At 70.8% G+C, this 13,354-nt stretch carries 13 protein-coding genes and 1 tRNA gene; 7 read left to right on the forward strand and 7 right to left on the reverse strand.

Translation table 11 applies throughout. The features are described from left to right. Window positions 1-38: 38 nt before the first annotated feature. On the reverse strand, window positions 39-1,943 hold the full coding sequence (locus ACFU5G_RS00150) for an ABC transporter ATP-binding protein (RefSeq protein WP_377239468.1): 1,905 nt from the start codon (window positions 1,941-1,943) through the stop codon (window positions 39-41). Between the two features lie 119 nt (window positions 1,944-2,062). On the opposite strand from ACFU5G_RS00150, the gene ACFU5G_RS00155 reads away from it, so the two are divergent. Then, a complete protein-coding gene (locus ACFU5G_RS00155; protein ID WP_377239470.1) occupies window positions 2,063-2,626 on the forward strand; it encodes a TetR/AcrR family transcriptional regulator in 564 nt (187 codons plus the stop codon). A gap of 41 nt (window positions 2,627-2,667) precedes the next feature. On the opposite strand, the gene ACFU5G_RS00160 is transcribed toward ACFU5G_RS00155, so the two are convergent. Continuing rightward, on the reverse strand, window positions 2,668-3,759 hold the full coding sequence (locus ACFU5G_RS00160; protein WP_377239473.1) for a Gfo/Idh/MocA family protein: 1,092 nt from the start codon (window positions 3,757-3,759) through the stop codon (window positions 2,668-2,670). Beyond that, complete coding sequence (locus ACFU5G_RS00165) at window positions 3,744-4,454, reverse strand: ThuA domain-containing protein (protein WP_377239475.1); 711 nt, start codon at window positions 4,452-4,454, stop codon at window positions 3,744-3,746. The genes ACFU5G_RS00160 and ACFU5G_RS00165 overlap by 16 nt, the downstream gene beginning before the upstream one ends. A gap of 133 nt (window positions 4,455-4,587) precedes the next feature. Between ACFU5G_RS00165 and ACFU5G_RS00170 the strand changes: the two genes are divergently transcribed. Beyond that, window positions 4,588-5,613, forward strand: a complete 1,026-nt coding sequence (locus tag ACFU5G_RS00170; protein WP_377239478.1) for a LacI family DNA-binding transcriptional regulator — start codon at window positions 4,588-4,590, stop codon at window positions 5,611-5,613. Between the two features lie 21 nt (window positions 5,614-5,634). Beyond that, window positions 5,635-6,537 carry an alpha/beta fold hydrolase gene (locus ACFU5G_RS00175; protein ID WP_377239480.1) on the forward strand — a complete coding sequence of 301 codons (903 nt, stop codon included), beginning with the start codon at window positions 5,635-5,637 and terminating at the stop codon, window positions 6,535-6,537. Between the two features lie 37 nt (window positions 6,538-6,574). Here ACFU5G_RS00175 and ACFU5G_RS00180 read toward each other — a convergent pair whose 3' ends face one another. After that, window positions 6,575-6,988 carry a hypothetical protein gene (locus ACFU5G_RS00180; RefSeq protein WP_377239483.1) on the reverse strand — a complete coding sequence of 138 codons (414 nt, stop codon included), beginning with the start codon at window positions 6,986-6,988 and terminating at the stop codon, window positions 6,575-6,577. 126 nt (window positions 6,989-7,114) lie between these two features. Here ACFU5G_RS00180 and ACFU5G_RS00185 point away from each other — a divergent pair, with 126 nt between their 5' ends. From ACFU5G_RS00185 to ACFU5G_RS00195, 3 genes are all read left to right on the forward strand, one after another. Further along, window positions 7,115-7,987, forward strand: a complete 873-nt coding sequence (locus ACFU5G_RS00185) for a hypothetical protein (RefSeq protein WP_377239485.1) — start codon at window positions 7,115-7,117, stop codon at window positions 7,985-7,987. A gap of 143 nt (window positions 7,988-8,130) precedes the next feature. Then, window positions 8,131-8,204: transfer RNA gene (locus ACFU5G_RS00190), tRNA-Pro, on the forward strand. A 245-nt stretch (window positions 8,205-8,449) separates the two neighbouring features. After that, window positions 8,450-9,670 carry a tyrosine-type recombinase/integrase gene (locus ACFU5G_RS00195; RefSeq protein WP_377239487.1) on the forward strand — a complete coding sequence of 407 codons (1,221 nt, stop codon included), beginning with the start codon at window positions 8,450-8,452 and terminating at the stop codon, window positions 9,668-9,670. A gap of 296 nt (window positions 9,671-9,966) precedes the next feature. Here the strand turns inward: ACFU5G_RS00195 and ACFU5G_RS00200 are convergent, their stop codons facing one another. From ACFU5G_RS00200 to ACFU5G_RS00210, 3 genes are all read right to left on the reverse strand, one after another. Next, the gene (locus tag ACFU5G_RS00200; protein WP_377239490.1) at window positions 9,967-10,566 is read right to left on the reverse strand and encodes a TetR/AcrR family transcriptional regulator; all 600 of its coding nucleotides are present in this window, start codon (window positions 10,564-10,566) and stop codon (window positions 9,967-9,969) included. A gap of 129 nt (window positions 10,567-10,695) precedes the next feature. Further along, window positions 10,696-11,313 (reverse strand): hypothetical protein, encoded by a 618-nt coding sequence (locus ACFU5G_RS00205; RefSeq protein WP_377239492.1) that lies wholly within the window; start codon window positions 11,311-11,313, stop codon window positions 10,696-10,698. 444 nt (window positions 11,314-11,757) lie between these two features. Continuing rightward, window positions 11,758-12,828, reverse strand: coding sequence for a DUF2971 domain-containing protein (locus ACFU5G_RS00210; RefSeq protein ID WP_377239494.1), 1,071 nt, complete (start codon window positions 12,826-12,828; stop codon window positions 11,758-11,760). A gap of 39 nt (window positions 12,829-12,867) precedes the next feature. Here ACFU5G_RS00210 and ACFU5G_RS00215 point away from each other — a divergent pair, with 39 nt between their 5' ends. Next, window positions 12,868-13,314 (forward strand): hypothetical protein, encoded by a 447-nt coding sequence (locus ACFU5G_RS00215; RefSeq protein ID WP_377239496.1) that lies wholly within the window; start codon window positions 12,868-12,870, stop codon window positions 13,312-13,314. The last annotated feature ends 40 nt before the right edge of the window (window positions 13,315-13,354 follow it).

Below are 13,354 nucleotides of genomic sequence, written 5' to 3' on the forward strand. Positions count from 1 at the left end.
GCCGATCCTTCTCCAGGACCAGCCGATCGCCCCGACCCTCATGCCCCCGCCGGGGCTCGCTCCTCCTCCCCCGGCACGGTGACGTTCGCGTCGAGCCGCAGGGCCGCGACCAGCTCGCGGTAGAGCTCGTCCGACTCCAGCAGCTCCGTGTGCCGGCCGATCGCCCGGACCCGTCCGCGTTCGAGCAGCACGATCTGGTCGGCGTCCATGACGGTCGAGATGCGGTGCGCGATCGTCACGACCGCCCCCGTGCTCGCGACGTCGCGGATCGCCTCCGCGAGCGCCGCCTCGGTCAGGCCGTCGAGCTGCGCCGTCGCCTCGTCGAGCAGCAGGATCTCCGGCCGGGCGACCAGGGCGCGCGCCACGGCGACCCTCTGGCGCTCACCGCCCGAGAGCTGGGACGCGCTCACCTGGGTGTCGAGCCCGTCGGGCAGCATCGCGACGCGTTCGGTGAGCCGCAGCGCGTCGACCGCGGCCCGGATCTCGGCGTCGGTCGCGTCCGGGGCGGCATACGCGAGGTTCTCGCGCAGGGTGCCGGGCACGATCGGGGTGTCCTGCTCGACGTAGGCGATACGGGAGCGGATCTGGTCCGTGGTCCACCCCGCGTACGGCCGGCCGTCGAGCTCGACGTGGCCGGAGTCGGGGCTGAGGAACCGCAGCAGGAGCGACATGATCGTCGTCTTGCCGGCGCCCGAGGGCCCGACGATTGCGGTGTGCCCGCGCCGCGGTACCTCCAGGGTGACGCCGTCGAGCGCGGGCGGCCGGCCGCCGGTCGTGCCGTTGCCGCTCGCTCCGGCGTACCGGAAGGTCACGTCGTGCAGCCGCACCAGCGGGGGCTCGGCACCGGCGCGCGGCGCGGCCGGCAGGCCGTCCAAGCCGTCCCGGTCGAGGTCCCGACCGCCGTCCCGCACCGCCGCGTCGTCGTCCGCCTCCAGCGCCATCTCCTCGACCTCGCTGATCCGCGCGGCCGCCGCGAGGCCCGACTGCAGGGACGTGAGCGACATCGTCAGGAGCATGACCGGCATCATCAGCTGGAACACGTACAGCAGGAACGCGACGAGCGTGCTCACCGTGATGGCGTCGGTCGAGACGCGCCACGCCCCGACGCCGAGCAGCAGCATGACCGCCAGGTTGACCGCGACCCCGGTGATGGTCCAGGACACGTTCTCGAGCTTGACGGCGCGGATGCCGCTGCGGGCCGAGGCCTCGGCGTGCGCCGCGACCCGGCCGGTCTCGCGCGACTCGGCCCGCGCGGACTTGACGGTCCGCAGCGCGCGGATGACCCCTTCGAGGCGGCCGCCGAGCGCGCCCACGTGCTCCTGCGCCTCTTGCTGCGCGCGGGACAGCCGCGGCATGAGCGCCACGACGCTGACGCCGGCCAGGATCAGGACGGCGACCGTGACGCCGAGCAGCACGACGTCGAGGTAGGCCATGAGCACGATCGCACCGACGAGGCCGATCACGCCGTTGACGAAGTTGACGACGCTCGACGTGGTCGCCTCGCGGATGAGCAGCGTGTCGGAGGTGACCCGGGTGACCAGCTCGCCGGGCTGGCGGGCCGTCACCTCGGGCACGCGGGCGTGCAGCAGGTGGCGCACCAGGCCGGTGCGGGCCGCGAGGATGATCCGCTCGGCGAGGGTGCCCAGCATGATGCCCTGGACCAGCCCGACCACGGTGCCCGCCACGAGCAGCACGGCGAGGATCGTGATCGGCGTGGCCAGGGACGCGGAGGCCTCCAGCCCGTCGAGCACCGCCTTGGTCACCAGCGGGGTGGCCAGCTCCGTGGCGGTGCCGATCGCCCCGAGCAGCAGCGCGACGACGAGCACCGCCTTGTGCGGGCGGGCGTAGGCCCACAGGGACCGCACCTTCTCCCCCGTGGTCCGGTCCCTGGCGCCCCCGGCCTTCTCGGCCTGCCGGCCTGCCTGTGGTCTTCCGTCCGACACGTCACCGCTCCGTCCGCTCGCGTCCCGCTCGTTCAACACGTGCGATCCATTCTGCGACACCACTGTCGCATTTCGCAACCGTATTGTGCCGCCCGGTACTACGGCCTACCCTCGGCCTGGTGACGACCACCGAGCAGAACGAGCGCGGGGCGCGGGCTCGCACCAGGTCAGCGGTGCTGGACGCGGCGGCGGCCGTGTGGGCGCACGACTTCTCGGCCTCGCTGAGCTCCATCGCGCTGCGCGCCGACGTCAGCCGCTCGACCCTGCACCGCTACTTCACCGACCGGCAGGCGCTCATCGACGCCCTGCTGCTCGACTCGCTGGCCCGGCTGGAGACGGCCGACGACGGCTCGGCGGTGGCCGTCCCCGCGATGGAGACCCTGGAGCACTTCCTGCGCGCCGGCGTCGAGATGGGCGACCGCGTGATCTTCCTGTTCGCGGACCCCAAGCGGTTCGAGGGCAACCCGCACTGGTCCTCCGACGACGGCGACGAGGAGATGCGGGCGCTCGTCGACCGGGCCCGCGCCGAGGGGGCGATCGGCGCGGGAATCCCGACGTCCTGGGCCCTGAACCTGTACTACGCGCTGCTCTACACCGCCGCCGAGGTCAGCAACCAGGACCTGCCGCGACACGTCGCGGCAGACCTGGCCGTGCAGTCGTTCCGGCGCAGCGTCGCGCCCTGAACCGGCGCGCCGCCGCCGCCATCGTCAGCCCACCATCACCCTTAGCCCAGCGCCGGCCCGTCCGACAACGGCACCGCCGCCGGCCGCTCGCACCGGCTCTCGACGGCGACCGTCGTCCCCGAGTCGGCCGCCGCGAGCAGCGCCGTCATGACCTCCAGCACGTGGTAAGCGAGCACGCCGTCCGCCCGCGCGGTACCGCCGGGCGCCGTCGTCGCCAGGTCGGCCACGCCGTAGCCGCGTCCCGCGCCGCGGTAGCCCGCGCTCGGCGGCAGGGTCCCCCAGGAGCCGCCGAGCTCGTGCAGCAGCACGTCGCCGTCGAACCCGTTCGGGTCGGGCACGACGAGCGATCCGGTCTGCCCGTGCACCTCGATGTTCGACGCGCGGGTGGCGACCGAGTCGAAGCTCATCACCAGCGTCGACAGCGCGCCCGAGACGTGCCGCAGCACCCCGGTCACGTGGGTGTCGACGTCGACCGGGACGGTCTCCCCCGCCCGCGGCCCCGACCCGATGGTGCGCGTCGCGCGGGTGTGGCTCGCGGCGCCGACCACCGACTCGACCGGGCCGAGCAGCGTGACCAGCGCCGTCACGTAGTACGGGCCCATGTCCAGCAGCGGGCCGCCGCCCGGCTGGTAGTAGAAGTCGGGGTTGGGGTGCCAGCGCTCGTGGCCCGGCGTCGTCATGGTCGCGGTGGCGGCGACCGGCTGCCCGATCGCGCCGTCGTCGATGGCCTTGCGCGCCGTCTGCACGCCCGTGCCGAGCACCGTGTCCGGGACGCAGCCCACCCGCACCCCGGCGGCGCGGCCCGCGTCCAGGATCGCGCGCGCGTCCTCCAGCGTGACCGCGAGCGGCTTCTCGCCGTAGACGGCCTTGCCGCCGGCGATGGCGCGCAGGGCGATCTCGGCGTGGGCGGCGGGGATCGTCAGGTTCAGCACGAGGTCGACCTCGGGGTCGCTCACCAGCTCGTCGACGGTCAGCGCGCGTACGCCCTGCTCGGCGGCCACAGCCGCCGCCCGCGCCTCGTCGAGGTCGGCCACCGCGACGAGGCGCACGGCCTCCAGCCGCTCGAACGTGGACAGGTACTGGCCGGCGATCGCCCCGACCCCGACGATCCCGACCCTCAGCGGCTGGCCCACAGGATGCCTCTCTCGATGATGGTGCGGACGTTCGGGTCGTCGACGACGGAGAGCTCGTGGCCCGGCGTCGAGACGAAGACGCGACCCTCGCCCCACTGCCGCGTCCAGACCGCCGGGCACGTGACGGGCCGGTGCCACGCGTCGAACTCGCGCGCGGCGAGCGTCGTGGTCGCCAGCACGTCGTTGTACTCGTCGGACAGCACCCAGTACTGCTCCGTCGTCAGCTCGAAGTCGGAGATCCCGGCGACGATCGGGTGGTCGGCACGCTCGGGCACGATGTCGATCGTGTGCCGCAGGAAGTTGTCGGCGGCCTCCCCCGCCAGCTCCGCACGCGGAGCCTTGGGCGGGTGCGTGGCGAACTGCCCGCCGATGAGCTGCAGGTAGTCGGAGCTGTTCCGGAAGGAGTCGGCGATGCCGCCGTGCCACCCCGCCAGCCCAGTACCCGCCGCGACCGCCGCGATCAGGCCGCTCAGCTCCTCGGCCTCGATCGTGCTCATGGTCACGGTCTGCACGATCACGTCGACGCCGGCCAGGTAGTCGGCGTCGGCGTAGACCGCCGTCGTCTCCTCGACCCGGACCTCGTAGCCGTGCTCCGCGAGGAACGGCAGGAACGAGTCGGTGGTCTCGACCGGCTCGTGCCCGGTCCAGCCGCCGCGCACGACCAGCGCGCGTTTGGTGCTCGACGTCGTCGTCATGGGTGCTCCGCTCCCGAAAGTTGCGCAAACTGCGGCCCGATGGAATGCCGCCCACCTTTGATACCCGAGGACTTTTGCCGGATCAACCCCCAATAAGTTGCGCAACTTCTGCGACCGTCGCTACCGTCGCGACATGCCGAACCCACGTCGGACGACGCTGGCGGACGTCGCGAAGGCCGCCGGGACCACGGTGCCCACCGTGTCCAAGGTGCTCGGCGGCCGCTCGGACGTCTCGGCCGCGACCCGCGCCCGGGTGCTGGACGTCGTCGCGGAGCTCGGCTACCGCGGCCGCGCCGGCCGGAACGCGCCGTCACGGCCGGAGAGCTGGCCCTTCGTGGACCTCGTGCTCAGCGGTATCGAGGGCACCTGGGCCAACCGCGCGCTGAGCGGCGTCGAGCAGGCGGCGGAGGAGGCGGGGATCGAGGTGGTCGTCTCGGTCGCCCGCCCGCCCGACGACGCCTGGCTCACCCGGCTGCTCGCCCGCCGGCTGCGCGGCGCGGTCCTGGCCCTCGTGGACACGACCGACGACCAGCTCGCGGCCCTGGCCGCCGCCGACCTCCCGGTGGTGCTGCTCGATCCGCTGCGCCAGCCGCCGTCGTCCGTCGCGAGCGTCGGGGCCGCCAACTGGGCCGGCGGACGCGCCGCCGCCGAGCACCTGCTGGGGCTCGGTCACCGGCGCCTCGCCGTCCTGGGCGGGCAGCGCGACCACCTGTACAGCCAGGCGCGGATCGACGGGTTCCGCTCCGCCGCGACGCAGGCGGGCCTCGACCTGCCCGACAACCGCGTGGCGCACACCGACTGGCGGCGCGAGCAGGCCGCGGAGGGTGCGCTGCGCCTCCTGCGCGCTACCCCGACGCCGACGGCGGTCTTCGCGTGCTCGGACACCATCGCGCTCGGCGTGTACGACGCCGCCGCCGCGCTGGGCCTGCGGATTCCCGACGACGTGAGCGTCGTCGGCTTCGACGACCTGCCCGAGGCGCGCTGGCTCAGCCCGGCGCTGACGACGGTGCATCAGCCCATCGCGGAGATGGGCGCGGCCGCGCTGCGCATGCTGCTGCGGCTGGGCGGGGACGTGCCGCGGGAGGCGCCACGCGAGGAGCTCGCGACGCGGCTGGTGGTGCGAGGGTCCACGGCGTCCGCCGCGGTGTCACAGGGCTGAGCCCTACCCGGTCATGGGGGCGTGACCTCGAACATCACCGTCTCCCTCGGCACACACACCATCTCCGTCCAGCACGGGACCTCCGTCATCGAGCAGCGCTACCACGTCGCGGGCACCGGCCCCGTGTGCGTCGTCCACCCGGGCGGTCCCGGGATCGGCTGGGACTACCTGCGCATGCCCGACCTGGAACGGCGCATGACGATGGTGTACGTCGAGCCCGTGGGCACCGGGGCGTCGGGCCGGCTCGCCGACCCGCGCGGCTACGACCTGGGCCTCTACACGCACTTCCTGCACGCTGTCGTCGAGCACCTGGACCTGCCTGAGGTCATGGTGCTCGGGCACTCCCACGGCGGGTTCGTGGCCCAGCGCTACGCGCTCGACCACCCGGACCGCGTGGCCTCGCTGGTCCTGTACGACACCTCGCCGGTGACCGGCGAGGTCTTCTGGTCGACGGCGGTCGACAACATGGAGCGGTACGCGCGCCGCCACGAGGCCGACCACCCCGAGGTTGCCGGCTACGTCGCGGGCCTGACCGGCCGGACCGCGCCGTCCGACGACGAGGGAGCGACGGAGGTGCTGCGCAGGATCGCCCCGGCCTACTTCCACGACTACTGGGGCCACGAGGCCGACTTCGCCGTCGGGCGCGACGCGCTGCGCATGTACGCCGCCCCGGCGTGGGGCGAGGGCCCGGCCTTCGACGTCCGGGAGGAGCTGCCCGCGATCACGGCGCCCACGCTGGTGCTGGTCGGCGACGACGACTTCATCTGCGGCGTGCGGTGGGCCCGGATGATCCACGAGGCGGTGCCCGGTTCGCGGCTGGCGGTGCTGGACGAGACCGGTCACCTGGGCCACATCGAGAGCCCCGGGAAGTTCACGGCGGCGGTCTCGGCCTTCCTCGCCACGGTGGGTGAGGTCGCCGTGTGAGCTGATCGGGCGCGGACGACGGCCCTGTCCGGGCGGGTCAGCCGCCCGGGCAGTCGCTGTCGCCGCCCGAGTACTCGACGCAACCGGTCCACGGCGTGTGCTCGGGCTCGGGAGGCGACACCTCGAACGACGGCACCGCCCACAGGACCGCGACGATGAGCGCGACGAGGCCCATCGGACCGTGCCAGAGGTAGATCCAGCTCGCCTCGCGCCTCCAGGCGCTGACGAACGTCCAGACGACGGCGGCCACGACGACCGGGGCGACCACGGCATAGGTGACCTTGTTGCCAGGCTCCGGGGTGCCGCAGGAATGGATGAAGCAGCCGTAGGCCGTGAACCAGTTCACGGCGAGGGCCAGCACGCCGATCGGGATCAGGACGGCGGCCACCACCTCGAGCACCGGCGTGCGGGGCGTCCTGACGACCGGGCGGTCGGCACTGGCGACGGGCATGGGCCGACTGTACTGGTCAGCGCACTTCTGAAGGGCAAGGATGGGGCCGCACGGTTCGCGGACCAACGAGGGTCAGGGCAGTCCCGCCCGGTCGTCGCCGAGCGACGTGCCGAGCGGGAGGCAGTCATGACGGACGCTGTGGCACCACGGGACGCGGCCTCGACGGAGGTGTGGGAGCACCGGCCGATGTTCTCCGCGACCGACAAGGGGTCCCGGATCACCTGGCTGGCCCCGGGCCGGTCTCCCGCACGTGTCACGCCGCGCATGCTGGCGGCGGCGCTGCTGTGCCTCGTGGCCTGGACCGCCGCGACGCTGGCCGGCTCGGCGGTGCTCTGCGGCGCGACGTCGACCGAGTGCACGGTGGCTGTGGGCCAGGGCTGGCTGATCGGCGGAGCGCTCGTGCTCGGCTACCTCGCCATCCTCGCCGCGGTCGACCTGGGCGAGCGGGCGCAGGACCACCTCGGGCAACGGCGGGCCGCGTCGATGCTCGTCCTGGCGCCCCTGCTGACCGGGATCACCGTGGGCGCGGCGGCCGGGGCGGACCTCGCGCTGGGCGCCGACCAGCGCGTGCGTCAGGTGCTCGACGGCGTCCCCGGTACCGAGGCCGTGCTGGTGTCGGCGGTCGTCGCGGTGCTCGCGGCCCTGTGGGGTGTCGTCGTCCTGGTGCGGCTGCCGGGCGCCCTGCGCCTGGCCCGACGACGTCAGGAGATGATCGCCCGGCTCCGGCGCGACGGGCGGCGCTACCCCGGCCGGCTCGCGCTCGGCGAGGTCAGCTACTGGCTGCACAGCGACCCCGAGCTCGACGTCACCGTCACCTACGACTCGCCGGCCGGGCGGCACTCGGTGGCGGCCCGGATGCGGACCTCGCCGGACCGGGTACCCCGCAACGGCAGCAGCATGATCGTGCTCGCCGACCTGCGGGGCGCCGTCCACCTGGAGCTGGACCTGGAGGCCGGTGTCACGTTCGAGCCGGAGGAGCGGTACGCGCCGAGCGAGTAGGTTCGGGTGCGGATCGGCGCCTGTCGGATCCCGGGTGGCCACGCGCACTCGCTCTGGTCAGGCACAGCCCCCGAGGTGGGGTAGTATTTCCGTCGGCCCCAAGGGGCCAAAACCGGTAGCCTTGAGCATGCTCAAGAACACCGCGGGCTGTGGCGCAGCTTGGTAGCGCACTTGACTGGGGGTCAAGGGGTCGCAGGTTCAAATCCTGTCAGCCCGACAGATCAGGCCCGGGATTCCAACGAATCCCGGGCCTGAAGGGTTTCTGAGACTTGAACCACTCTCCATTTACTCTCCACTTTGAGCGCTCCGACGCAGGTGGACCCTCCCCCGCACCAAAGTTGGTTCGGGTTTCATCGGGTCCTGTCGGGTTCACCAGGACCCCAGCGTCGAACGGCAACACAACCCTCGTCTGCGAGTCCCAGCGGCCTCCCCTCCTCCAGTCCGTGGGACTGGTGACTCGCCATGGGTAGGTCCCGGATCCCGATCGGGACTTTCGGCAGCATCAACACGACTAAGAACAGCCCCAGGTCGTGGACCGCACGGGCGAGGTTCCGCGACCCGGACGGAGTCCTGCGCCCGGTCGAGGCCAGCGGTGCGTCGACGAAAGCCGCCGAGCAGGAGTTGAAGGTCAAGCTTGCCCATCGCACCCGGATCATCGCGGGCGTGAGCGATCTGCACTCCCACAGCCCTTTCTCCGACCTGGTCCGGGTCTGGCTCGAAGACCTCGACCTGGACCCCGACCTCGCCCAGGGCACGAAGGACCTGTACGAGCGGGACATGCGCACGTTGGTCTTGCCGGTGTTCGAGCATTTTGTGCTGCGGGAGATCACGATCAGTAAGGTCGACCGGTTCCTGCGCGCCCTCGCGCACCAGTCCTACTCCCGGGCTAAGCACGCGAAGGTTGTGTTGAACCTGGCGTTGGGGATGGCGCACCGGTATGAAGCGATCGAGAGGAACCCCGTGACCGGCACGAAGCGCCTCAAGCGACCTGTCACGCAGGCCACGGCGTTGACCCTGGAGGAGATCCAGGCGATCCGGGCCGCGGCTCGCACCTGGCGCCGCGAGACCAAGGCGCCTGGGCCCAAGCCGGACGGGCAGCTGGAGGTAATCATCGAGGTCATGCTCGGCTCCTCGCTGCGCATCGGGGAGGTCCTCGCCCTGCGGAAGTGCGACATCGACCTGACGACCACCCCTGCCACGTTGCAGGTTTCAGGCACGATCGTGTCGCCGAAGGGCAAGCCGACCTACCGGCAGCCGCATCCGAAGACACCGACATCGGTGAGGCGGATCGCGATCCCGACCTACACCGCCACCGCGCTCAGGGCCCGGATGGTCGGCCTCGCCGGCCACGAACCCGACACCCTGGTCTTCCGCACCCGAAACGGGACGCCGCTGACGACGAACAACATCCGCCGCCGCCTGCGCGACGTCCTCGCCACAGCCGGGATCACGGGAGTGACGCCTCACTCGTTCCGACGGACCGTGGCGACCACGATCAACCGTGCCGCCGGCGCCGACCTCGCCGCCCAACTCCTCGGCCACACCTCAACCGAGATCACGAAGCTGCACTACATCGAGCCCGACACGAACGTCGACACCCGCACCGCCACCATCCTCGAAACACTCACCCCCGCCGAGACTGCGGTTCTCGCAGATACATCGCCTGGCACGGCTAGTTCCTAGTTCGCAGCAAGAGATCTGGAGGAGCCTGCGGCTTCGGTCTCCGCACGCTCCTCCAGCGCTGGATCGAACGAGCGGGAGACGCACCCGCCGTTTCAGCTTCGCACGCTGCCCCACGTAACGAACTGGACCGCTAGGACGCCCAGGATCGCTAGGCCACACAGTGCCCAGACCGCCGCGACCACCGAACTTCGGCCGTCGGTCAACAAGATCAGCGTCACCGCACTCCAGCCGAGTGAGATCACTATCGTGGAGACAAAGGCTGAACGTCCGCCGGAGTGCCCTCGAGCTCCGGCCAGTCAGCCCCTCGGCCCGAATGCCGCCAGGAACGTGTCGACGCCGGCGTTGACCGGGCCGACGGCCTCGGCCGGGTCGATCGGGCGGGCACCGTAGGCGCTGCGCGTGAGCACCTCGTCCTGCACCAGCGCCATGAAGTGCCGGGCGGCCCGGGCCGGGTTGTCGGTGTGCAGCCGACCGGTCGCGGCGAACTGGCCGAACTTGCCCGCCAGGCGGTCCAGGGTGCGGTCACGCCCGGCGTCGCGGACGGAGTCGACGGCGTCGCCGAACCGTGGCGACTCGGCGAACTGCAGCCGGATCACCGCCGCCCCCTCGGCGTCCGTGACGCACGCGATGATCGACGCCCCGAGCCGCTCCAACTCGCCGCGCAGGTCGTCTGTCTCCACGTCGACCGAGTCGACGATCTGCGACACCCGCTCCCCCGCACGCGCGGCGTACTCGGTGATCAGCTCGAGGAAGAGCGTGCGCTTGTCACCGAAGTGGTTGTAGACCGTCGGCTTGGCCACACCCGCGTCACGGGCGATCTCGTCCATGGACGCGTCGGCGAAGCCGTCTCGAGCGAAGACCAGCAGCGCCGCGTCGAGGATCGCGCGGCGCTTCACGGCCTACCTGCCGCCAGTCGATCACCACGAGGACGACGCTACCCGTGGCCACTGACACGACAGACGCGAGCGTCCTAGCATCAGGGGGTCTCGACGTGCTGCCGCATCGATATCTGACCGCAGGGAGGATCAGCTGCCTCCGCGCAGGATGTACGCCAGGCCCGCATAGGCCGACGCGGCGACGGCCGACGTGATGGTGATGACACCGGCAACCTCACCCACGAGCTGCAGGATTTGCCGCAGCGTCCGAGGCTTGCCGACCTCGTACGTGTTCGGGTTGAAGTCACCGGTGGTGGCCGCACCGAGCAACGAGCCTCGGACGATGTCGTGGACCTCCTCGATCGCGGTCGGTGTGAGCTCGCCGGTCAGGATGTCCAAGATCCGCTGCTCCTGCCCTGAGAGCTCCAGGCCGTTGCGGCGCCCTTGCGCCGCCCAGCGTCGCGTCAGCCGCAGGCACCTCTCCTTGACTGCCAGCCGCTGGGTGACCGGGGGACGGATCCATCGCAGAATCTGGCCGGACGCGTCCCCGAATGACTGGTAGCGGTCGGCCAAGCACATCAACCAGTACGCCGCGCGAGCACCGCCCAGCCCACCCACCCACACCGACGCGCACACGCACGCGAGAAACGCCAGGACCGCTTTGGCCAGCCCGGCGGACGTGTACCACAGACTGAAGAAGGCCACGGTCCCGAGCAACACTCCGTAGCCGAGCCCGAAGAGCATGAAGCCGAACTCATAGGTCGACACGGTCCACTTCGCCAGCCGCCGCTGCTCGGGGACAAAGAGATGGGCGAGGTCGTCCTCAGTAAACCCCAGCTTCCGCAGCTGCTTGACGTCCCGCCGTCGACGCCCCCGACCCACTCGTGCTGTGTGCATAGCCACGCGACTCCCCCACTTTGATGCTCGACGACTGCCACCTGACCGCGCACGCTAGCGAGTGGGTCTGACATCGACGGACGAAAACGCGCCGCGGACCGCAGCGATGGCCGGTTGGTGGGCAGACGTCTGAGATCGTTCCGGTGCCGGAGACGGCACGGCCACGCTGCTCGTCACCCCACCGTGTGCGGCGGCGGGTCGCCGGCCGACGGCAGACCCGCGTGTCAGTAGCCCGGTCTAGCGCGAACCTCACGAGGCACCCAGTGGCTCCACGAACGCTTCTAGCCCGACCTACTGATCTAGTTTTGCCTCTGGTCAGCGAAGGGGTACCCCTGACCCGCGCACCTCGTCGGGCAGGCCATGACGCCTCAGGAGCGCACGGACTGTCTCCTCATTCGATGTCGGGAGCAACGGTCCCATACAGACGTCAGTGACAGGTGGCTTTCCGGCCGTGAGCCTGCCGAGGTCTGGTGACACCAACTGACGCCACGCCACGCCCCAGGTCCGGTCCTGTACACCGACGAGCTGGTAGTACCGGACGATCCCGACCGGGCTTTCGCGGAAGTGCAGGTGGTTCTCCGGTGAGTAGGCGGTCACGACCACGCGGACCTCGTTCTCGCCTTGGAAGCCAGGAGACTTGATGAGCCACGCGATTGTCTCCAGGTGGGTGCTGGCGTCCTGTTCGAGAGTCGCACCCATCTCTTCCTCTTCTTCGCTGACGACATCGGTCCTCTGAGCAGAGTTCTTGATCTCGTCGGCGACGTGCTTAACGAGTTCCCGGAGAGCCTTTTCCCGTTGGTCGTTCGTGTAGAGGACGTGCAGCCACGGGGTCACCTGCACGGCGCTGAAGAAGGCATCGACGGAAGCCAAATGCGGGCTCTCGGGAACGAGGGCTTCATCGCCCAGGACGGCCAGCGGCACACTGGCATCGAGTCCGATCGCGTAGCCTCGCCCTTCCCCGCCGTACAGGCGCCATTGGTTCGCGTCGTCGTCACGTGTCGACGCGCACAGCACGAATGTCTGCGTTGCTGTCCGAGCCACGGCTTGCCGTCGCTCCTTGCTCGCCAGCTCCGCCCCGGGAATCAGGCTGCGCAAGAGTAGAACCGCTGGGCCGGACCAGTCGAAGTCCTCGTTCCACTCCCACTCACCGTCCGCGTGCCAGGACGCTTCGGCGCATGGCTGCGCGTCGAGCCAGTTCTCGATGAAGTCCCAGCCACCACGGATCTCAGCGACGTCGTTGAGACCCGCCGTCTCCGAAGCCCACAGCACACCGTCTTCGACCACGCCGAGCAGCGTCCTGGCGGAGCCGTAATGGTAGACCCGCCCGCTCGCCTCCCGGATCGATGCCGGCTTCCAGAACCGCGGCGCCTGTTGTTGTGAGGTCACCGGATCAGGATATGAACTTGGCAGCGAAGCAGATCAAGGATGCAGCTCAAGGAGCCTGGGTCCCTGTCCGAGAGCTCAGAGCAGGAGTACACGGTCTTCCTCATGGCGGTCCGCAAGAACATCGTCGTCGGCGTGTGGAAAATCGCGCACGTCGAGCGCGACGACGACGGGCGAGCGACCTTCGAGCTCAACCCGACCACGAAGTTCAAGGTCTCCTCGGCCAAGACCCCCGTGAGCTGGCCGCAGGGTCAGGCCAACCCGGTCAAGCTCGTCGAGACCGCGACGATGCAGCAGAAGTCGTCGAACATCGAGTACACCCGGGAGGGCAACGTCCGCGTCCAGCTCAACGGCTGGAGCATGAGTGTCTACTCGGACGGACGCGCCCGCATCTCACCGCCAGGAGACTCTCGGGTCGTCGTCGAGCCCGCGTTCCCCGGTCCCAACGGAGCAAACATCACCTCGCACGTGGACGGCACCACGCGCTGACCCCGGGCGGCGATCAGCGTGGCGACCTTGGGTGAGGTTT

It is taken from the genome of Promicromonospora sp. NPDC057488 (assembly GCF_042802395.1).
Lineage (GTDB): Bacteria > Actinomycetota > Actinomycetes > Actinomycetales > Cellulomonadaceae > Promicromonospora.